This is a genomic window from Labedaea rhizosphaerae (genome assembly GCF_004362825.1).
Lineage (GTDB): Bacteria > Actinomycetota > Actinomycetes > Mycobacteriales > Pseudonocardiaceae > Labedaea > Labedaea rhizosphaerae.
This window is the reverse complement of sequence record NZ_SNXZ01000001.1, coordinates 1,431,064-1,452,119: the sequence shown is the minus strand read 5'-3', so window position 1 is coordinate 1,452,119 and position 21,056 is coordinate 1,431,064. Positions and strand designations below refer to the sequence as shown.

General features: G+C 71.0%; 19 protein-coding genes. 6 read left to right on the top strand and 13 right to left on the bottom strand.

Annotated elements, in window-relative coordinates; genetic code table 11:
* Window positions 1-34: 34 nt before the first annotated feature.
* From purM to EV186_RS06785, 4 genes are all read right to left on the bottom strand, one after another.
* A complete protein-coding gene (gene purM / locus EV186_RS06800; RefSeq protein ID WP_133848170.1) occupies window positions 35-1,144 on the bottom strand; it encodes a phosphoribosylformylglycinamidine cyclo-ligase in 1,110 nt (369 codons plus the stop codon).
* A gap of 21 nt (window positions 1,145-1,165) precedes the next feature.
* Window positions 1,166-2,656, bottom strand: coding sequence for an amidophosphoribosyltransferase (gene purF, locus EV186_RS06795; RefSeq protein WP_243753850.1), 1,491 nt, complete (start codon window positions 2,654-2,656; stop codon window positions 1,166-1,168).
* A gap of 90 nt (window positions 2,657-2,746) precedes the next feature.
* Entirely contained in the window at window positions 2,747-3,082 is a 336-nt protein-coding gene (locus tag EV186_RS06790; protein ID WP_133848168.1) for a hypothetical protein, read from the bottom strand.
* Window positions 3,083-3,122: 40 nt separating this feature from the next.
* Window positions 3,123-3,839, bottom strand: coding sequence for a maleylpyruvate isomerase N-terminal domain-containing protein (locus EV186_RS06785; RefSeq protein ID WP_243753849.1), 717 nt, complete (start codon window positions 3,837-3,839; stop codon window positions 3,123-3,125).
* A gap of 106 nt (window positions 3,840-3,945) precedes the next feature.
* Between EV186_RS06785 and EV186_RS06780 the strand changes: the two genes are divergently transcribed.
* Window positions 3,946-4,266, top strand: a complete 321-nt coding sequence (locus EV186_RS06780; protein ID WP_133848167.1) for a hypothetical protein — start codon at window positions 3,946-3,948, stop codon at window positions 4,264-4,266.
* Entirely contained in the window at window positions 4,266-6,230 is a 1,965-nt protein-coding gene (locus tag EV186_RS06775) for an alpha/beta hydrolase (RefSeq protein WP_133848166.1), read from the top strand. The genes EV186_RS06780 and EV186_RS06775 overlap by 1 nt, the downstream gene beginning before the upstream one ends.
* 187 nt (window positions 6,231-6,417) lie before the next feature.
* On the opposite strand, the gene EV186_RS06770 is transcribed toward EV186_RS06775, so the two are convergent.
* The 6 genes from EV186_RS06770 to EV186_RS06745 all read right to left on the bottom strand — a co-directional run bounded on the left by EV186_RS06770 (window position 6,418) and on the right by EV186_RS06745 (window position 12,567).
* Complete coding sequence (locus EV186_RS06770) at window positions 6,418-6,795, bottom strand: sterol carrier family protein (protein WP_133848165.1); 378 nt, start codon at window positions 6,793-6,795, stop codon at window positions 6,418-6,420.
* A gap of 5 nt (window positions 6,796-6,800) precedes the next feature.
* Entirely contained in the window at window positions 6,801-7,613 is an 813-nt protein-coding gene (locus tag EV186_RS06765) for an ESX secretion-associated protein EspG (protein ID WP_243753848.1), read from the bottom strand.
* A gap of 7 nt (window positions 7,614-7,620) precedes the next feature.
* Window positions 7,621-9,246, bottom strand: a complete 1,626-nt coding sequence (locus tag EV186_RS40435) for a PPE domain-containing protein (protein WP_133848164.1) — start codon at window positions 9,244-9,246, stop codon at window positions 7,621-7,623.
* Window positions 9,247-9,266: 20 nt separating this feature from the next.
* Entirely contained in the window at window positions 9,267-9,566 is a 300-nt protein-coding gene (locus EV186_RS06755) for a hypothetical protein (RefSeq protein ID WP_133848163.1), read from the bottom strand.
* Window positions 9,567-9,745: 179 nt separating this feature from the next.
* Window positions 9,746-10,393, bottom strand: a complete 648-nt coding sequence (locus EV186_RS06750) for a DUF3558 family protein (RefSeq protein ID WP_133848162.1) — start codon at window positions 10,391-10,393, stop codon at window positions 9,746-9,748.
* 47 nt (window positions 10,394-10,440) lie between these two features.
* Window positions 10,441-12,567: a putative bifunctional diguanylate cyclase/phosphodiesterase gene (locus tag EV186_RS06745; protein WP_243753847.1), complete on the bottom strand. Its 2,127-nt coding sequence runs from the start codon at window positions 12,565-12,567 to the stop codon at window positions 10,441-10,443.
* Window positions 12,568-12,804: 237 nt separating this feature from the next.
* On the opposite strand from EV186_RS06745, the gene EV186_RS06740 reads away from it, so the two are divergent.
* Together EV186_RS06740 and EV186_RS06735 are read left to right on the top strand one after the other, a co-directional pair.
* Complete coding sequence (locus EV186_RS06740; RefSeq protein ID WP_133848161.1) at window positions 12,805-13,653, top strand: lysozyme; 849 nt, start codon at window positions 12,805-12,807, stop codon at window positions 13,651-13,653.
* Between the two features lie 285 nt (window positions 13,654-13,938).
* Complete coding sequence (locus EV186_RS06735; RefSeq protein ID WP_424982136.1) at window positions 13,939-14,655, top strand: lysozyme; 717 nt, start codon at window positions 13,939-13,941, stop codon at window positions 14,653-14,655.
* Between the two features lie 54 nt (window positions 14,656-14,709).
* Here the strand turns inward: EV186_RS06735 and purL are convergent, their stop codons facing one another.
* The 3 genes from purL to purS are packed head-to-tail and all read right to left on the bottom strand — an operon-like array spanning window position 14,710 to window position 17,890.
* Window positions 14,710-16,983, bottom strand: coding sequence for a phosphoribosylformylglycinamidine synthase subunit PurL (gene purL / locus EV186_RS06730; RefSeq protein ID WP_133848159.1), 2,274 nt, complete (start codon window positions 16,981-16,983; stop codon window positions 14,710-14,712).
* A complete protein-coding gene (purQ, locus tag EV186_RS06725) occupies window positions 16,980-17,651 on the bottom strand; it encodes a phosphoribosylformylglycinamidine synthase subunit PurQ (protein ID WP_133848158.1) in 672 nt (223 codons plus the stop codon). The genes purL and purQ overlap by 4 nt, the downstream gene beginning before the upstream one ends.
* A complete protein-coding gene (gene purS / locus EV186_RS06720; protein WP_133848157.1) occupies window positions 17,648-17,890 on the bottom strand; it encodes a phosphoribosylformylglycinamidine synthase subunit PurS in 243 nt (80 codons plus the stop codon). The genes purQ and purS overlap by 4 nt, the downstream gene beginning before the upstream one ends.
* 141 nt (window positions 17,891-18,031) lie before the next feature.
* On the opposite strand from purS, the gene EV186_RS06715 reads away from it, so the two are divergent.
* Both EV186_RS06715 and EV186_RS06710 read left to right on the top strand, forming a co-directional pair.
* Window positions 18,032-19,018, top strand: coding sequence for an NAD-dependent epimerase/dehydratase family protein (locus EV186_RS06715; RefSeq protein ID WP_133848156.1), 987 nt, complete (start codon window positions 18,032-18,034; stop codon window positions 19,016-19,018).
* 215 nt (window positions 19,019-19,233) lie between these two features.
* Complete coding sequence (locus EV186_RS06710; protein ID WP_133848155.1) at window positions 19,234-20,814, top strand: GMC family oxidoreductase; 1,581 nt, start codon at window positions 19,234-19,236, stop codon at window positions 20,812-20,814.
* The last annotated feature ends 242 nt before the right edge of the window (window positions 20,815-21,056 follow it).

Sequence of the window (21,056 nt, the reverse complement as noted above, 5' to 3'; positions counted from 1 at the left end):
CCGGAGCGCGGAGTGCGACCATCCAACGCTGCCCTCAGAAACGAGGGTGATCGCCGCGCAGGGTCGCGCGGGGGGCGTCCGCCTCGGCGGGGCCGATGTCGCCGAGCACCCACGACGGCACGTGCCGGGCGGTGAGCACGGCCAGCGCGCGGTCCACGTCCTCGGGCGCGACGACGGCGACCATGCCGACGCCCATGTTGAACGTGCGCTCCATCTCCTCGCGGTCCACGCGCCCGCGCTGCGCGAGCATCGCGAACACCGGCGCCGGCGTCCACGTCCCGCGGTCCAGCACGGCGCGCAGCCCGCGCGGGATCACCCGGGCCAGGTTGTCGGCGAGGCCACCGCCGGTCACGTGGGCGAACGTGCGCACCTCGGCCTCCGCGGCCAGCGCGAGGCAGTCCTTCGCGTAGATGCGGGTCGGCTCCAGCAGCTCTTCACCGAGCGTGCGGCCGAACTCCTCGACGTGCCCGTCGAGTGGCAGCTTGCCGACCTCCAGCAGCACGTGCCGGGCCAAGGAGAACCCGTTCGAGTGCAGGCCGGTCGAGCCCATGGCGATGGCCACGTCACCGGGGCGGACGCGTTCAGGCCCAAGCACCTTGCTCGCCTCGACCACGCCGATGCCGGTGCCGGAGATGTCGTAGTCGCCGCGGGCCATCAGGCCCGGGTGCTCGGCCGTCTCGCCGCCGAGCAGCGCGCAACCGGCCTGCTTGCAGCCCTCGGCGACGCCCTTGACGATGGCCGCGATCCGCTCCGGGACGACCTTGCCGACCGCGATGTAGTCCTGCATGAACAGCGGCTCGGCCCCGCACACGACCAGGTCGTCGACGACCATCGCGACCAGGTCGATGCCGATCGTGTCGTGCTTGTCGAGGGCCTGGGCCACGGCGATCTTGGTGCCGACGCCGTCGGTGGAGCTCGCGAGCACCGGCTCGGTCCAGCGGTCCAGCTTGAGCTGGAACAACCCGGCGAACCCGCCGATCCCGCCGAGCACCTCCGGCCTTGTGGTCTCGGCCGCGTAGGGCTTGATCAGCTCGACGGCCTGTTCACCGGCGGCGATGTCCACCCCCGCCGCGGCATAGCTGGGCTTGGCACTCGGGTCGGCGGTCACAGCAGAGTCTTTCCGGTCGGGATCGTCGCGGGTCATGATCAGGTTCCGGTCTGCGCGCTACGGCCGGCGCAACGCGTCCTCGGCACCGTACCCGGACGGCAGAACCGGTGTCGCGGGCCCGCCGACCCCCTTCTCGATCCCCTCGAGCAAGTGCTTGCCGATCCGCGCCTCGTCCGGCAGCGGGATCGGGTAGTCACCGTCGAAGCACGCGGTGCAGAGCCGGGTGCGGGGCTGCTCGCTGGCCGCGACCAGGCCTTCCAGCGAGACGTAGCCGAGCGAGTCCGCGCCGATCGAGCGGCGGATGCCGTCGGTGTCCAGGCCGTTGGCGACCAGTTCGGCGCGGGAGGCGAAGTCGATGCCGTAGAAGCACGGCCAGCGCACCGGCGGCGAGGCGATCCGCACGTGCACCTCGAGCGCGCCGGACTCACGCAGCATGCGCACCAGCGCGCGCTGGGTGTTGCCGCGCACGATCGAGTCGTCGACGACGACCAGCCGCTTGCCGCGGATCACGTCGCGCAACGGGTTCAGCTTGAGCCGGATGCCGAGCTGGCGGATGGTCTGCGACGGCTGGATGAACGTGCGCCCGACGTAGGCGTTCTTGACCAGGCCGGAGCCGTAGGGGATGCCCGATTCCTGCGCGTAGCCGATGGCCGCGGGCGTGCCGGACTCCGGCACCGGGATCACCAGGTCGGCCTCGGCCGGGTGCTCCTTGGCCAGCCGCTTGCCGATGTCGACGCGGGTGGCGTGCACGGACCGGCCGGCGATCGTGGTGTCCGGGCGGGCCAGGTAGACGTACTCGAAGATGCAACCCTTGGGCTCGGGGTTGGCGAAGCGGGTCGAGCGCATGCCGTCCTCGTCGATGGCCAGCAGCTCGCCCGGCTCGATCTCCCGCACGAACGACGCACCGATGATGTCCAGCGCTGCGGTCTCGCTGGCGACCACCCAGCCGCGCTCGAGCCGGCCGAGCACCAGCGGCCGCACGCCGTGCGGGTCACGGGCCGCGTACAGGGTCGACTCGTCGGAGAAGACCAGGCAGAACGCGCCCTTGACGGTGGGCAGCAGCCGCAGCGCCGCCTGCTCGATGCCGGTGTCGGCGGACGCCGCCGCGAGCAACCCGCAGATCAGGTCGGAGTCGGTGGTCGCGCCGCTGCCGAGGTCGGCGCCGGTCTCCCGGGCGCGCTCCAGCAGCTCGGCCGTGTTGACGAGGTTTCCGTTGTGCCCCAAGGAAATCCCGGTACCTGCGGCGGTGTTGCGGAAGGTCGGCTGGGCGTTCTCCCAGGTCGTGGAGCCGGTCGTCGAGTAGCGGCAGTGGCCCACGGCCACGTGCCCGCGCAGCGACGTCAGTACCTGCTCGTCGAAGACCTGGCTGACCAGCCCGAGGTCCTTGAACACGACCACGTGCCCGCCGTCGCCGACGGACATGCCGGCGGCCTCCTGACCGCGGTGCTGCAACGCGTAGAGGCCGTAATAAGTCAGCTTGGCGACGTCTTCACCCGGGGCCCAAACCCCGAAGACTCCACACTCTTCACGGGGTTCGTCCGTGACCACGTGACACTCCTGTGGGTCGGGTAGCGGCCTCACCCCAGTGTAGGTGCCGGTTGGCCGCGCGGCCGTCACCCGAGCGTGGCACGTCTCACGTCACACCTTGGCGCACGGTCCGAAGGTCTCCGACGCGTCGGCCGCGGCCACGTTCATCGTGTCGCGTTCCTGGTGGACCTGGCAGCGGAGCAGCACTCCCTCCGCCGTGCCGGGTGGCGCCTGGTCACGGGGCAGGAACTCGACATCGGCGGGCTTGATCGGGGTCGGCTCGTGGCCGGGTACGCGGTGCAGCAGGAAGTGCGTCGTCCGGTAGCGCGACGAGTCGTCCGGGACGACCTTGTAGGTGAGCGTGGCGTCGTAGGTCTGGTGCGTCGCGGCCTTGCACCCGGCGAACCCGAGAAACCCGGTCAGGACCAGGCACGCGACGAGAACCACCGACTTCGTATTGTACGAAATCATAGTATTTGGATTCGTATCATGGCATCCGCAAAGTTCGCAGCAACGGGTCGTCCGGCAGCGGCAACCGGCCCCAGAGCTGGTAGAGCAGGCTGCTCGGGCGGCCGCTCAGCGTCGCGTCGGCCGCCTCACCGGGCGCGGCCAACTCCACGTCGGGTAGCCGGCCGGGGGTGAGTGTCACCCGCCAGTGCGGGCCGTCCTCGCAGGCGATGAGCACGGTGCCGCCGACCTCGGGCGGGCTCGCGTCGAAGCGGGCGGCGAGCAGGGTGCCGAGCAGCTCGTCCAGCGCGTCGACCGCCTGGTCCTGCTCGGTCGGCACCAACGAGTGCAGTGCGGCCTGGGCGTCCCAGCGGCGCAGGTTCAGCTCGTGCGCGACCCGGCGGTGCCACACCCAGGCCAGGTCGGGTGCGGCGGGCGAGAGCGTCCACACCGGGTTGTTGGCCGGGGTCGCGTCGCAGGCGTCGGCGAGGGCCGCCATCCGCTCGTCGAAGTACGCCAGCGGGTCGCCGCTCGGCAGCGGCACGGGCGGCAGCGGGAGGCGGCTGCCGGTGCGCAGGTAGCCGGTGACCGTCTCGGCGAACCGGCCGACGTGCTGGGCCAGGTCGGCCAGGCGCCAACCGGGGCACGAGGGCACCTCGATGGCCAGACTTGGCTGGTCAAGGGCGGTGCGCAGCATGGCCGCCTGCTCGGTCCGGACCGCTGACCAGCCCTTGATCGTCCACATGGCGGTGGTCACGGACACATCCTGCCTGAAGAATTCTTCACCGGAAGGGGAACTGGACGGTCGGTTCCGAACGTCTCAGCGTCGCGAGGTGTGTCGGCGATCACAGGCGGGAGACGCCGTGGGTGACGGATACCAGGTCGATCTGGACGCGGTCCGCAGCGCGGGCAAGAAGGTCTACGCCGGCTCGGACGCCATCGGCGACGCCGCCGCGTTGTTCGGGCTGACTGGCGTCGGCGCGGATGCCTTCGGCCAGTTGCCCGAGGCCGGCCGGTTCGCGGGCGCCTTGAGCTCCTTCGTCGACCGGCACGGCGCCGACCTGCGGCACGGCTCGGTCTGGGTCAACGCCACCGGCGACGCGATGATGGCCGGCGCCAACGACTACGAACGCCAAGACGAGCAGGCGGCCAACGACCTCGACCGCGCGGCGGGTGGTGAGTGATGGGCGAGCCGGACCCCGAGGTCACCTACCGCCAGCTCGCGAGCGGTGATGTCGCCCGCATCCGCGAGGCGGCCCGGCCGCTCGCGTCGGCCCAGAGTTCGCTCACCGAGGCCATCGACGCGCTCGACTCGGGCCGGACCACCGCGCAGGGCGGCTGGCACGGCACCGCGGCCGACAGCGCGGTGAACAGCATCGCCATCGGCGGGCGGGCCAGCCAGACCGCGCAGACCCGGATCGGCTGGGCGGCGCAGATCCTCGACTCGCTCGCCGATCGGTACGGGCAGGTGCGCACGGCCGCCGACGAGGCCATCGGGGTGTGGCGGTCCCGCGTCGCCGGGACCGACGAGACCGCGTTGGCCCGGCAGGTCAACGGCGTGCTGAGCGGGCTGCGGGACAGCTGGGGCCAGACGTTGCAGGCGCACGCGAGCAAGCTCGACGAGATCGAGCCCGCGTTCAACGCCGAGGCCGGTACCCAGCCGAACTGGGCCAGTACCGCCACCACCGGGACATTGGCGGTGCCGCCGCCGAGCACCGACCCGAAGCAGGTCGCGCAGTGGTGGGCCGGGCTGTCGGAGACCGAGCGGGACCAGTTGCTGGCGGCCCGGTTCGACGAGCTGGGGCGGTTGCGCGGGCTGCCCGCGGACGTGCTCGACGCGGCCAACACCCGCCGCGTGCAGGTGGACCAGGCCCGCTACGGCGGGCAGCGGGTGCAGCTCGACGACCAGATCGCGGCGCGGGCGCGTGAGCTCGGCCTCGACCCGGCCGACACCGAGAAGTTGCGGGAGTCCAACGACCCGGCGCTGAACTCGTTGCTGGACCAGCGGTCCACTGTGGACCGACGGCTGGCCAACGCCAACGCCGCCGCCCAGCGCATCCTCGACGCGGAGAAGCTGGCCCAACAGCACGGCATCGACGACACCTACGTGCTCTCCTACGACCCGGATGGCCCGGGCCGCAAGGAAGGCACGCTGGCCATCGCGTTCGGCAACCCGGACACGGCCGACAACCTCGCCGTCGTCGTGCCCGGCACCGCGACCACGCTGGCCAGCGGCTTCCCGAACGGCTCGGCGGCCGACCTGTGGTCGCAGATGGGCGAAGCCGCGCCCGGCAGCCGGAACTCCACGATCGCCTGGCTCGGGTACGACGCGCCCACGTGGGACCTGTCGGTGGCCACCTCGCACAACGCCGCCGAGGGCGGGCAGCTGCTGGCCGCCGACGTGGACGGTTACCGCGCGGCCGCGCAGGGTCCCCAGCACCTGACCGTGATCGGGCACTCCTACGGCAGCACGACGGTCGGCTACGCGGCGCTGGACGGCCTGAAGGCCGACGACATCGCCTTCGTCGGCTCGCCCGGGGTCGGCGCGTCCAACGCCGACCAGTTCCCGATGGGCCACGACCACGTGTGGGCGGGCGCGGCCGAGCACGACCCGATCGTCGAGCTGACCAGCGGGGACTGGTTCACCAAGGACGGGTCGTCGACCGGGCCGTACGACTCGTCGTTCGGCGCCAACGTGTTCGGCACCAAGGACGACACCAACCTGCTCGGCGCGCACTCCAACTACTACGACCCCGGCTCGGAGTCGTTGCGCAACCTGGGCAACATCGCGACCGGGCACTACGACGCGGTGTCCGGGCAGAACCCGCTGGACAGCCCGTTGCCGCCGCACCTGCCGGGCTCGGACCTGCCGATCGTCGGCCCGGTCATCGACGACCTCGGGAACGTCGGCAAGGAGACCATCGACATCGGCTCGGAAACGGTCACCGGGCTGTGGGACACCGGCGGCGACCTCGTGCACGGCGACTGGGACGGCGCGCTGCAGGACCTCCAGCACACCGGTACCGCGGTGCTCAACGACGCCGGTGACCTGGTCGTCGGCGCGGTCGGCGACGCGGGCGAGGCCGGGCACCAGCTGGTGCACGCGGGGAAGAGCGCCTGGGACAACACCGTCGGCCGCCTCTTCTGACCGCAGCTTCGATCGCCGCAGCTTCGATCGCCGCAGCCTCGATCGCGGCCGCAGCCTCGCGCGCGCGAAGGCAGCCCCCACCCCTTCCCGGGGGGCACCCCTGATGCCAGTCTATCGAGGTCAGACGGGGTGTGGAGCGCGTGGAGCGAATCTGTGGACAACTACCCGCCTGTGGAAAACACCGCCCTCAGAACCGTACGAGAGGCAGGAGAGTCGTCAGGTCCGCTCTGGTGCCGGAAGCCGAGAGCCTGCCGTCGGCCACGGCGTCGGTGAAGGACAGGCGGCCGGTGGCCAGTTCCAGCCAGGTCTTCGGGTCGGTCTCGATCACGTTGGGCGGGGTTCCCCGCGTGTGCCGCAGGCCTTCGATGCACTGGATGGCGGCGAACGGCGGGACGCGCACTTCGACCGTGTGACCCGGTGCCGTTTGCTCGAGGGTGCGCAACGTCGAGCGCACGGCCTCCGCCAGCACCGGACGGGCCGGCTGGTCGCCGCCGTCGAGCCACGGCAGGACGGCGGCCACCGCCGCACGCATGGCGTGCGGATCCACTTTTCGCTTGCCTGCCAACGGAACTAGCCCTCGACCTGAGCCACCAGCTCGTCGATCATTGACTGGACGTGACCGGTCAGCCTGCGGGTGTCCGCCGGGGACAACGTCGTCCAGAGCGAGCCGTCCACGCCGTGCTTGCGCACGTTGGCGTAGCGGCCGTCCTCGGTGTCGAAGTAGGCCACCACCCGTTCCGCGCGCCGGCGCCGGCCGAGGTGATCGCGCATGGCGAAGCCGAAGTTCCCGGTGGCGGTGACGTCCTTGATCATCTCGAGCAGGGTCGCCACGTCGTCGCCGCGGACGCCGCGGGCGTGCAGGGCCCGCTCGAAGGCCGGCTTGTCGGCGCCACCTTCCTTGGCCGCCGCCTCGAAGTCCGCGGTGGGCAGGCTCACCGAGCGGCCGGGTCCGGCCGGTGCCGGTGGCAGCAATCCGGTGATGGTGCCGGCCAGCGAAGCCGCCGAGGTCGACCGCAAGGTGATCGTGTTCCCCGCGTACGTGGCCAGGACGGCCTCGCCCGCGACGACCGCGATCATCGCCCGGCCGCCGACCACGCGGGCGTCGACCTCGCGGTCGGGCCGCTCCAGCAGGCGGACCAGGCGCTCCAGCTCCGGGTGGACGCTGTTCGGCCCGCCCAGGCCGCGGCCGTACATGCCCGACCACGCCTGCCGGACGAACTCCGCCCGCTCCTCGTCGGTCTTTCCCGGCGAGGGCACGAGCAGGATCAGCGGCTGCTCACCGAGGCCCAGGTGCTCCCAGAGAACGTCGAACTCGAGGGCCGACAGGGAGATCGGCTCCCCGTCGGACTCCTCGAGTTCGGTTCCGAACAATGACTGCGTCAACGCTGGATCACGCGGTGCCCGACCGGTCGCCGATCACCGGGGGCGCGACGAGGCGGTCGTCGAGGAAGACGTCCTCGGTGTCCACCAGGTAGTCGGCGTGCTGGTACTCGTAGTCCTCTTCGTCCTCGCCGCGCTTGCCACGGCCCATCCGGCCGCCGGAGCCCTTGCTGCCGTTGGCACCGGCGTTGCCGCCGCGACCACCGAGGCGCTCCTCGGCCTCCGCCGCGTTGGCGTTGCGGATGAAGCGGTTGCCACCACGCGAACCGTCGCCGGCACCCGAGCCACCGCGACCGCCCGCGCCACCGACGCCACCGCGACCGGCACCGCCGGTACCGCCACGGCCGTTCGCGCTGCCGGGCTCACCGGCCACGCCGCCGCGGCCGCCGTTGACGCCCTCGCCGTAGTTGTAGGCGCTCGCGCTGCGGGCACCGATGTTCGCGCGCCCACCGCCGCGGCCCTCTTCGAAGGCGTTCGGGCCGGAACCCGGGCGCAGCCGCGGGTTGCGGTTCGACACCTGCTCGTTCAGGCCGCCGCTCGGCACGCCACCACGGGGCACGCCACCGCGGTTCGGGCCCTCCTCGGTCGGGAGGATGCCACGCCCGCCCTGCGGGTTGCCGCCGTTGCGGACCGGACCCTCTGCCGGCTCGCCGTTGACCGGGCCGGTGATCGGCCCGCGGCCGCCGGGACCGCCCGGGACGTTGGTGTTGCCGTTGCCGGGGTTGGTCTCCGTCGGCAGCGGCTGGCCAACACCACCGGTCGGGCCGTTCGGCACCGGGTTGGTGGGGCTGGTCGGGTTCCCGGTCGGCGGGGTGGCCCAGTTCGGGCTGGTCGTCTGCACCGGGGGCGTCGGCGTCGTGCTCACCGGGGTGGTGGGCGTCGGCGTCGTCTGGATCGGCGTGTGCGGCTGGTTGGTCCCCGGGTTGGTCGGCAGGCCGGAAGTGCCGGTCGGCTGGACGAAGCCGGACGCGTGCGTCGTGCCGGAGGTGCTGCCGGTGCCGGTCGGGGTGCTCTGCTCACGCGACTGCACGTGGGTGACGGCGTGGCCGCTCTCCGGGTTGACCGAGACCACCACGTCCGGCGAGGGCACGAAGGTCCCGAGCGTGCTGCTGTTCCACTCGCTGCTGGACTGGTAGGTCTCCATGGTCTGCACGGCCTTCTGGGCCGCGGCGGTCTGCGCGGCCTCCTGCGCCTCGTGGTCGGCGGACTGCTGCGCGACCTGCTCGGCCGGGCCGTTGATGCCAAGCGCCGCGGCGCCGCCGGCCTTGACCTTGTCCCACGTGCTCGGCGCCGGGGTGGTGACCTGCACGGGCTCGGGCATGCTCGAGCGCGCGGTCGAGACGTACTGGGCCTGGTCGACCGACGAGATCTTCATGATGTCGGCGCCGGTCTGCGCGTCCTGTGTCCACTGCTGCAGCGGGTTGAGACCACCCTGGGCCGAGTCGGCCGCGCCGCCCTCCCACGAGACCTTGAGCTTGCTCAGGCCGGTGTTGAGGTCGTTGTTGATCGTGTCCAGTTCTTTGGACAGGCTCTCCCAGTAGGTGGTGACGGGCGTCGACGCCTCGGCCCCCGGCCCACTGTTGATCATGTCGTACATCGTCGGGTGGTCGTAACCACGCCAGCGCACGTTCCCCATGGTGATCGCCCCTTGTCAGCTCAGCCCGTGAGGCCGGCCCGCGCCGACTCGTCCTGGTTCTTGTACGTCTCTTTGGCTGCCTTCAACGCATCCCGCGCGTTCTCCAGCTGCTTCTGGTACCCCGACAGCGCTGCCATCGCCGAGTCCGCACCACCCGTGGTGCGCTCGTTGAACTTCGTCGAGGTCTCCACGCTCACCGGGTCGTAGCTCCACGGACCCGGGTTCGCGTCGTAGATCCCGTTGATCTTGGCCGTGACCTTGTTGTAGGCGTCGTCGAAGAGCTTGAAGGCCGCATCAATCGCTTCGGGCTCGATCCGCATGTGCTGCTGAGCGCCCGCGATCGCCGGCTTGGGGGCCGGACTGCCTCCACCATCCGCTATGAACACGGCAACTGCCTCCCCGCCTGTGTGCTAACGCGACGACGTTAGCTGAGATGTCGTCCGCTGTGGAACGGTTCCCCATCGCGAACATTTTCTGTTACTTGTCCATCATTTGTCCATCAACCGGTGAGCTTTGCTACCACTTGCTCAGCCACCGGGCGCAGCCGCGAGCAGAGCTCGTCCCGCGGTACCTGCGGTGACGCGGTCGGATTGGCGAGGCCGTACCTCAGGTAGACCATCTGGTGGTCGGCCATGCCGATGCCGCCGAGGCAGCCAGGCAGGCCGCCGCTCGCGGGGAAGACCACCACGGGGTAGCCCTTGACATCGAACTGCTGCGCGGCCCCGGCCTGGCTCTTGGAGTAGCCGTTGACGTCGGTGCTCAGCGCGATCGCGATGGTCAGACCGACGTTGGCCTTCCCGTTGACCTGGAAGCACCCGGTTGCGTCCGGCAGGCTCGTCACCTCGACTTTCTGAGGTGTGCCGCCGTCGCCGCTGGTCTGGGCGGCCGCGCTGACCGCGGACGTGAACAACGAACACGGCTTGACCCCGGACAGGTCGATCGGGTTGGCGATCGTCGTCCCGCCCGAACCGGTGGTCGGCGGTGACGTAAGGGTCGGCGCCGAGGCTGATGTGGGCGGGGCGGTCGGCGCTGACGAGGAGGTGTCGGGCGTCGGGGTGCCCTGTTCGGAGCTCGTGCACGCCGAGACGAGGCCGGCGAGCGCCGCGAGGGCGACCATGATCAGGACGGGCCGGTCGCGAAGTCCCATGGTCGGTGAACCTACCGGGGCCGCGCGGGGCGCGCAGGCGGATCGGCCTACTCCGGCCGCGTGATCAGCCGATCGACCTCTTCGGGTGGGCCCGGACGGGCGAACAGCCACCCCTGGGCGACGTCGCAGCCGATCTCCAGCAGCCGCCGCGCCTGCGCCTCGGTCTCCACGCCCTCGGCGGTGACCTCGAGGCCGAGCACCCGCGCGAGACCCACGACGGTGTCCACCAGCCTGGTGTCCACGGGGTCCGCGTCCCGGCCCTGCATGCCGTGCATGAACGAGCCCGCCAGTTTGAGCCCGTGCACCGGGAGGTGGCGCAGGTAGGTGAGGTTGGAGTAGCCGGTGCCGAAGTCGTCGATGGCGATCCGCACGCCCATCGCGGCCAGCGAGCGCAGCACCTCCAGCGGCGCGCCGGTGGTCGCCATGATCGCGGTCTCGGTCAGCTCCAGCTGGATGCGCTCGGCGGGCAGGTCGGCCGCGTCGAGGATCATCGCGACGTCGGAGACGAAGGTCGGCTCGCCTGCCTGCCGCGCCGAGAGGTTCACGCTGACCAGGGGCGCCTTGTCGCCGAAGCGGTCGAGCCAGCGCTTGGCCTGCCCGCACGCCTTGCGCAGCACCCACTTGCCGAGCGGCACGATCAGCCCGGTCTCCTCGGCCAGGCCGATGAACTGGTCGGGGCCGAGGCGGCCGTACTCCGGGTGCTCCCAGCGCACCAGGGCCTCGACGCCGATCAGCGCGCGGTCGACCAGGCGCACGAGCGGCTGGTAGTCGACGTAGAACTCCTCGCGCTCCAGCGCCGCGGGCATCCGGGCCGACAGGCTGAACCGGGCGACCTCGCGGGCGTTGCGTTCCCGGTCGTAGACCGCCCACGTGTTCTTGCCGTCGGCCTTGGCCCAGTAGAGCGTCACGTCGGCGTCGCGCATGAGCTCGGCCGGCGTGCTGTCGCCCGCGCGGCGCTCGACGATGCCGATGCTGGCCGACACCGAGAGCCGGTGACCGCCGATCCCCACCGGTTCGGCGAGCCGGCGCTGGATCTCCGCGGCCAGTTCGACGACGTCCGCGCGCCCGGCGTGCGGCACCAGGATGACGAACTCGTCGCCGCCCATCCGGGCCAGCAGCATGGACTCGGTCGTCAGTTCGGCGAGCCGGGCGCCCACGGCTATAAGCAGCCGGTCGCCGATCTCGTGGCCGAGGCTGTCGTTGATGACCTTGAAGCCGTCCAGGTCGAGGTAGCAGAGCGCGACCCGGGTGTCTTCGTCCTGCTCGAACGCCGCGGTCAGCCGCTCGGCGAAGAGCGCGCGGTTGGGCAGGCCGGTGAGCGGGTCGTGGGTGGCCTGGTGGCGCAGCCGCTGCTCGAACTCCCGGCGCTCGGTGATGTCCTCGACGACCGCGACGATGAACAGCGGGCTGTCATCCTCGGCGCGGACCACCGTCGCGCTCATGGCGCACCAGAGCAGCGAGCCGTCCTTGCGGCGGATGCTGCGGTCCATGCGGTAGGTGTCGCGGGTGCCCGCCATCATCTCGCGGTAGGGCCTGCGCAGCTCGGCGGGCTCGTCCGGGCGCCGGGTCGTGCTGATCGGCAAGCCTCGCAGCTCGTCGACGGTGTAGCCCAGCATGTCGGCGAACGCCTTGTTGGCCTCGACGAAGCGTTCGTCGGCGCCGACGATCACCATGCCGACGCCGGCCTGGGTGAACATCGCCCGGAACCGGGCCTCGCTGGTGCGCAGTTCGCGTTCCATGGACGCGCGCACCTCGAGCGCGGCGCGGCGGCTGGTCTCCTGCTGGTGCAGCAGGGAACGGGTGCGCTCGGTGCCGAACCCGACGGCCAGCCCGGCCAGCACCCGGGTCATCCGGTCGCGGGCTCGCGGGTTGTCCGCCTCGCCCATCAGCGGCAGCAGGTCGTCGCCGACCAGGCGCAGCGTGTGGCCGAGCACGGGTTCCCTGGTGAAGCGCATCCGCACCAGGTCGGTGCCCAGCTGCTCGCAGACGGCCTCGTCGAACTCCTCGCCGAGCAGCTGCCCGGCCAGCACGTCGGTGAACTCGATGAGCTTGTGTTGCAGCGCGGGCAAGGGCATGGGGACGTAGTTGGCCGTCGTGAGCGCGTCCAACCACCGCTCGGCGAAGCGCGCCCGCCAAGCGGTCTGGTCGCGGTCGCCACGTTCCGGCAGTGCCACCGCGCCCCCTCCCCGGTTGACCTGGGCTGATCCGCAGGATACGGAGGCGGGCCCGAAGCCGTCGAATCGTGCCTTTCCACCCTGCACGACGGATACCCACCTAGGGCCATCCGGACCAGGTTGGTGATTTTTTCACACGTTACTAGTGACAGTCAGGTGGCGAATGCCACACAATCGGTAGCGGTGCGGCCACCCCGACCCGGGCCGCATGTCGAGGGCACTTCGGAGGGATCACCCATGAGTTTCACCGCTCGAAGGGGCGTGCGCGTCGCACTCGCGGCCGCCGTCGCCCTGTCCGCAAGCGTGTTAGGCGTCGTCGCGCTGAACCAGGCCGACGCCGCCGTTCCGGCCGCGGGCGGCCCGGACGTCGCGCTGATGGACCAGACCGGCAACCACGCGATGGGCGCGTCGATCCGCAAGCACGAGCCGGCCGCGCAGGACCAGCAGCAGGCACCGCGCCTGCAGGCGTCGGTCGAGGGCATCGACGTCTCCAGCTACCAGGGCAACGTCGACTGGAACTACTGGTGGGGCCAGGGAAAGCGGTTCGCCTACGTCAAGGCGACCGAGGGCACCGGCTACACCAACCCGTACTTCAGCCAGCAGTACATCGGCTCGTACAACGTCGGCATGATCCGCGGCGCGTACCACTACGCCCGCCCGGACCTCTCGGGCGGCGCGGCGCAGGCCGACTACTTCGTGGCGCACGGCGGCGGCTGGTCGGCCGACGGCAAGACGCTGCCGGGCACGCTGGACATCGAGTGGGGCCCGAACTCGGCCTGCTATGGCCTGTCCACCGGCGCGATGGTGCAGTGGATCAAGGCGTTCAGCGACGAGTACCACGCGAAGACCAACCGCTGGCCGGTCATCTACACGGCGACGAGCTGGTGGTCGCAGTGCACCGGCAACGGCGGTGACTTCACGTCCACCAACCCGTTGTGGGTCGCGCGGTACGCCTCGACCGTCGGCACCCTGCCCTACGCGTGGACCTTCTACACGTTCTGGCAGTACAGCTCCGCGGGCAACATGGACAAGGACACCTTCAGCGCGGGCATGGACCGGCTGCAGGTCCTCGCCACGACCCCGTGACCAGGTGATCTTCGGCCGGATGGGCGAATTACGTCAGTAATTAACACGCCACTCGTGACTTTTGGGTGGTGAATGCCACAGGATGCCCTCACGCGCGGCCACCCCGACTCGGGCCGCGCGCGAGGGCAATCCGAAAGGGCTCAATCCATGAGGCTCACTGCTCGAAAGGGCCTGCGAGCTGCCTTGGCGGCAGCAGTCGCAGTGTCCGCAAGCGTGTTCGTCGTCGCTTCGTTAAACCAGGCCGATGCGGCCGCCCCGTCCCCCGCGGGGCCCAACCTGGCGGTCATGAACGCGACCGGCAACCACACCATGGGTTCGATGGTTCGCCTGCACGAGCCAGGAACCCAGGTCTCCGAGGACCAGGTGCCGCACCTGATGGCCACCGTCGAGGGCATCGACGTCGCCAGCTACCAGGGCAACGTCAACTGGTCGTCCTGGTGGGGTGCGGGCAAGCGGTTCGCCTACGTCAAGGCGACCGAGGGCACCGGCTACACCAACCCGTACTTCGCCCAGCAGTACAACGGTTCCTACAACGTCGGCATGATCCGCGGCGCCTACCACTTCGCCCGTCCTGACGTGTCGAGCGGCGCCACCCAGGCCGACTACTTCATCAGCCACGGCGGCGGCTGGTCCGCCGACGGCAAGACGCTGCCGGGCGCGCTGGACATCGAGTGGAACCCGTACGGCGGCGACTGCTACGGGCTCTCGAAGGCGTCGATGACCAACTGGATCCTGTCGTTCAGCAACCGCTACCACTCCCGTACGAACAAGTGGCCGGCCATCTACACGGCGACCAGCTGGTGGAGCGAGTGCGTCGGCAACAGCGACTTCAGCTCGACCAACCCGCTGTGGGTGGCCCGCTACGCCACCTCGGCAGGCACCCTGCCCTACGCCTGGTCGGTCTACACGATCTGGCAGTACAGCTCTTCCGGGGGCATGGACAAGAACCAGTTCAACGGCGCCTACGACCGTCTGCAGGCGTTCGCCACCAACCACGACTGAGTTGTTTCGCGACGCGGCCGGGCCCCATTCCCCGCGGGGCCCGGCCGCTTCGTGTCAGTCGAACAACGCGGGCAGCGTGCCTTCCCAGGCCGCACGCAGGTCGGCCAGCGCGAACGCCCCCACACCCGCGATCTCCAGCGCGTCGGACTCGTCGTCGACCGTGCCCGTCTTGCGCCACGGCAGGCCACGCGCGGCGCACAGCTCGGTGAACCGCATCTCCTCCGGGCGCGGAACGGCGACGAGCACGCGTCCGGCCGACTCGCTGAACAACTGCACGAACGCGTCCTGGTCGTCGGCGAGGGTCACCGAAGCGCCGACGTCGCCGAGCAGGCAGGCCTCGACCAGCGCCTGCGCGAGGCCGCCGTCGGACAGGTCGTGCGCGGCGGCGAGCAGCCCGGACCGGGCGCCCTCGGCCAGCACCTCGGCGAGCAGCTTCTCCCGGGCCAGGTCGACCTTCGGCGGCGTGCCGCCGAGGTGGCCGTGCACCACGTTCGCCCACTCCGACCCGCCGAACTCGTCGTGGGTCTCGCCGAGCAGCAGCAAGGTCTGGCCCGCGCCGAGCCCGGTCGGGACGCGGTCGCGCACGTCGTCGATGACGCCGAGCACGCCGACCACCGGCGTCGGCAGGATCGCCGTGGTGCCGGTCTGGTTGTAGAAGCTGACGTTGCCGCCGGTGACCGGGATGCCCAGTTCCTTGCAGCCCTCGGCCAGGCCGCGCACGGCCTGCTCGAACTGCCACATCACGCCTGGGTCCTCCGGCGAGCCGAAGTTCAGGCAGTTGGTCACGGCCAGCGGGGTGGCCCCGGAGACGGCGACGTTGCGGTACGCCTCGGCCAGCGCCAGCTGCGTGCCCTGGTACGGGTCGAGCTTGACGAACCGCGCGTTGCAGTCGGTGGCCAGCGCGACGCCGCGCCCGGTCTCCTCGTCGATGCGGATCATGCCCGTGTCCGACGGCTGCGCGAGCACGGTGCCGCCGCGCACGTAGCGGTCGTACTGCTGGGTGACCCAGCGCCGCGATGCCAGGTTCGGCGAGGCGACCATCCGCATGAGCGTGGCGGCGAGTTCCTCTTCGCCGCGCGGGCGGGTCAGGCCGTCCGGGGTGTCGGCGATGAGCGCGTCCTGGTCGGCGGGCCGCGCGATCGGCCGCTCGTACATCGGGCCCTCGTGCGCGACGGTGCGCGGCGGCACGTCGACGACGGTCTCGCCGTGCCAGGTGATCACCAGCCGGTCGCCCTCGGTGACCTCACCGATCTCGGTGGCGATGACGTCCCACTTGCGGCACACGGCCATGAAGGCGTCCACATCGGACGGACGGACGACCGCGCACATGCGCTCCTGCGACTCGCTGGAGAGCACCTCGGCCGGCGTCATCCCCTTGGCGCGCAACGGAACCTTGTCGAGCTCGACCCGCATGCCGCCGTCGCCCGCGGAGGCCAGCTCCGAGGTGGCGCAGGACAACCCGGCGCCGCCGAGGTCCTGGATGCCGACCACGATCTTCTCGGCGAAGAGCTCGAGGCAGCACTCGATCAGCACCTTCTCGGTGAACGGGTCGCCCACCTGCACCGACGGCAGCTTCTTGCGGCCGCTGCCACCCTCGTCGCCGGAGAAGGTGTCCGAGGCGAGCACGGACACGCCGCCGATGCCGTCCAGGCCGGTGCGCGCGCCGAACAGGATGACCTTGTTGCCGGTGCCCGACGCGTGGGCCAGGTGCAGGTCCTCGGCCCGCATCGCACCCACGCACAACGCGTTCACCAGCGGATTGCCTTGGTAGGACGGGTCGAACACGACCTCGCCACCGATGTTGGGCAGGCCCAGGCAGTTGCCGTAGCCGCCGACGCCCGCGACCACGCCGGGCAGCACGCGCCGGGTGTCGGGGTGGTCCGCGGCCCCGAAGCGCAGCGGGTCCATCACCGCGAGCGGGCGCGCGCCCATCGCCATGATGTCGCGCACGATGCCGCCGACGCCGGTGGCCGCGCCCTGGTAGGGCTCCACGTAGGACGGGTGGTTGTGCGACTCGAGCTTGAACGTGGCCGCCCAGCCGTCGCCGATGTCGACCACGCCCGCGTTCTCGCCGATGCCGGCCAGCATCTTGGCCTTCATCTCCGGCGTGGTGTTCGCCGACCAGTGCTTCCAATGCACCTTCGACGATTTGTAGGAGCAGTGCTCGCTCCACATCACCGAGTACATGGCGAGCTCGGCGTCGGTGGGCCGGCGGCCGAGGATCTCGCGGATGCGGGCGTACTCGTCGTCCTTGAGGCCGAGCTCGCGGAACGGCTGCTCGGTGTCCGGGGTCTCGGCCGCGTGCGCGACGGTGTCCAGCTGGGTCATGCCGCCACCACCGATTCGACCAGGGACTTGAACATGGCCAGGCCGTGGTCGGTCGGACCGGTGAGCGCGTCGATCGCGTGCTCGGGGTGCGGCATCAGGCCGACAACCCGGCCGTTGGCGCTGCACACACCCGCGATGTCGTTGACCGAGCCGTTCGGGTTGCCCCCCGCGTAGCGGAACACCACCCGGCCCTCGCCCTCCAGCTCGTCCACAGTGGACTTCTGGGCGCGGTAGCCACCCTCGCCGGACTTGAGCGGCACCATGATCTCGGCGCCCTCTTCGTAGCGGGTGGTCCACGGCGTCTCGGTGTTCTCCACCCGCAGCCACTGGTCGCGGCACACGAAGTGCAGCGAGGAGTTGCGGGTGAGCGCGCCGGGCAGCAGGCCCGCCTCGCACAGGATCTGGAAGCCGTTGCAGATGCCCAGCACCGGCATGCCCTTGCGGGCCGCGTCGACCACCGGCTGCATGACCGGCGCGAACCGGGCGATGGCCCCGCAGCGCAGGTAGTCGCCGTAGGAGAAGCCGCCCGGCACGATCACCGCGTCCACGCCGCGCAGGTCGGTGTCGCCGTGCCACAGCGCCACCGCCTCGGCGTCGGCGTAGCGGACCGCGCGCTGGGCGTCCACGTCGTCGAGCGTGCCCGGGAAGGTGATGACGCCGACCTTCACTCCTGACCCACCCTGCGCACGACGAAGTCCTCGATCACGGGGTTGGACAGCAACCCGACCGCGATCTTGGCGAGGGTCTCGTCGTCGACGTCGTCGGCGACCTCCAGCTCGAAGTGCTTGCCCTGGCGGACGTCGCTGATCCCGTCGAAGCCGAGCCGGGGCAGTGCCCGGGCTACCGCTTGGCCTTGGGGGTCGAGGATTTCCGGTTTGGGCATGACGTCGACAACGACTCGGGCCACGTGGGGCGCTCCTGAAGCGAGGGGTCGGCGGTACTTCCACATAGTACGTGAGCTGGATGTTTCGGTTGACCAGCCCGTCGGGGGCGTTCGCCGTGCGCGAGATCGATAGCGGCGGCGCGGGCGAGGGACCAGGGTGGTCGCATGCGGATCCTGGTGCTCGGCGGAACGAAGATGCTCGGCTACGCGGTCGCGGCCGAGGCGGTGGCCCGCGGCCACGACGTGGTGTGCGCGGCCCGCGGCGAGTCCGGCCCGGTGCCGGACGGCGCGACCCTGCTGAAGATCGACCGCGACGTCTCGCACGAGGCGCTCGAAGGTGAGCGGTTCGACGACGTGGTCGACATGGCCACCATCTCCTACCCGTGGGTCGAGGGCGCGCTCGCCGCGCTCGCGAAGACCGCCGGGCACTGGACGTTCGCGTCGACGATCAACGTCTATTCCGACGTGGTCACGTTCGGCCAGGGGCCGGGCGCGCCGCTGCTGGAGCCCCGGGCCGAGGACGCGGCCGACAACCGCTCCGACCCGGACCTGTACGGCGCGATCAAGGTCGCCAGCGAGAACGCCGTCCGCGACGCCATGGGCGACAAGGCTTTCGTGGTACGGCCGGGCCTCATCACCGGCGCCCGCGACTGGTCGGACCGCTTCGGCTACTGGCCGGGCCGGTTCGCCCGCGGCGGTCGCGTGCTGGTGCCGAACCGGCCCGAGCAGCCGGCGCAGTACATCGACGTCGAGGACCTGGCCCGCTGGATCGTGGACGCCGGCGAGCAGCGGATCTCGGGCACCTACGACGGCATCGGCCCGCACACCGGCCTGAACGACCTGCTGTCCGACATCGCCGCGGCCGTCGGCGCCGACGTCGAGTTCGTCCCGGCGACACCCGAGCAGCTGACCGCCGCCGAGGTCAACCCGTGGGGCGGGCCCCGGTCGCTGCCGTTGTGGGCGCCGGACACGCACACCGGGTTCCTGGCCCACGACCCGTCGGCGTCGATCGCGGCCGGGCTGCGCCTGCGGCCGTTGGACGAGGCGGTGGCGTCGGCGCTGGCCCGCGAACAGGAGCTGGGGCTGGATCGGGAGCGGCGCGCGGGGTTGTCACTGGCCGAGGAGAAGGACGCCCTCGACCGCATCGGCTGACCCTGCTCGGTCTGGGTCCGCCCTTTGGTTCGGCTTGGTCTGCGGGGTGGGTTCGGTGACGTTGCCCTGGCCTCGCTGATGGCTGGGCTAAGCGGCGCTCGTTGCGCGCGGCCTGGTCTCGCTGGTGAGCGGCCACGGTGGCGCTCTTCGGCGGCGGCGGCCATCCCTTGGGCGCTGGCCTTGCCGCTGGTCCGGGCGGCGGGCACGATCGTCCAATGCGGGCTACTGAGGAGTTCGACTACGTCATCGTGGGTGCGGGCAGTGCGGGGTGCGTGCTCGCGAACCGGTTGACCGAGGATCCCGGCACACGGGTCCTGCTGCTCGAGGCGGGCGGCGAGGACAACGCGGACGAGATCCACCTGCCCGCAGGGTTCCCGAACCTGTTCAAGACCAAGTGGGACTGGGACTACGAGACCGTCGAGCAGAAGCACATGGGCGACCGGACCGCGTACTGGCCACGCATGAAGGCCCTCGGCGGCTGCTCCTCGATGAACGCGATGATCTACATCCGCGGCAACAGCGCCGACTACGACGGCTGGCGCGACGCGCACGGCGCCACCGGCTGGGGCTACGACGACGTGCTGCCCTACTTCGTGCGGGCCGAGGGCAACACGCGGCTGGGCGGGCCGCTGCACGGCAGCGACGGTCCACTGCACGTCGAGGACCGCCGCTACACCCATGAGCTGAGCACGGCCTGGGTCGACGCGGCCGTGTCGTTCGGCATGAAGCGCACCGACGACTTCAACGGCGCGTCCCAGTACGGCGCCGGCCAGTACCAGGTGACGTGCCGGCGCGGCCGCCGCTGGTCCACCGCCGACGCCTACCTGCGCCCCGCCCAGGGCCGCGACAACCTGACCGTCCGCACCCACGCCCACGCGACCGGCCTGGCCATGGCCGGCGAGCGCGTCGTCGGCGTCAACTACGTCCGCCACAGCGAGAACCACACGGTCAACGCGGCGCGCGAGGTCCTGTTGTGCGGTGGCGCGATCAACTCACCGCAGCTGTTGCTGCTGTCCGGCATCGGCCCGGCGGCGCACCTGCGTGAGCTGGGCATCGACGTCCGCGTGAACCTGCCAGGGGTCGGCGAGAACCTCCACGACCACCCCGCGGCCGGGGTCATCTGGACCTCCCGCGGCACGTCCGACCTGGTCGACTTCGCCACGCCCGCGCGCCTGCTGCAGTGGCAGCTCACCGGCCGCGGCCCGCTGGCGTCGAACATCGGTGAGGCCGGCGGCTTCATGGACACGGAGGACGGATTGCCCGCCCCGGACATGCAGTTCCACGTGGCGCCGACCTTGTTCTACGACAACGGTTTGCGGGAGCCGACCACCCCGGGTTTCACCTCGGCGGCGACGCTGGTGGCCCCGCGTTCGCGTGGCACCCTGCGCCTGAAGTCGGCGGACCCGATGTGGCGCCCGCTGCTGGATCCCGCGTACTACTCCGACCCGGCCGACATGGCGGTGATGGTCGCGGGCTTGCGCACCCTGATGGAGATCGGCACCCAGCCCGCGCTCAACCGCTTCCTGGACAAGCCTTTCCTGCCCATCACCCACGACCTCACCGACGACGAACTGGCCGACCACGTCCGCACCTGGACCCAGACGCTGTACCACCCCGTAGGCACGTGCGCGATGGGCACCGACGAGCACGCGGTGGTCGACCCGGAGCTGAAAGTCCGTGGCGTGCAAGGGATCCGAGTCGTCGACGCGTCGATCATGCCCACCATCCCGCGCGGCAACACCAACGCACCCACGATCATGATCGCCGAGAAGGCCGCCGACCTCATTCGGGCGTGACCCGCCACGCGATCTCGGTCTCCTCCTCGAAAGGGCCCTCGACAACCCGGCCTGCCCCGCGAGCCGCCGGAGCAGGACCTCGGCCTCCACGGCACGGAGGCGCACCTCGTCCCGGCGACCGGCGGCAACGAGTCGGGCCACGAGGTGGGTGAGGCTGTTTGCCAGGCGACGCACCAGCCCAGGCGCACCCCGGCTTCGGCGTCGGCGGACAACACCCACGCCTTGAAGCCGGTCTTTGACCT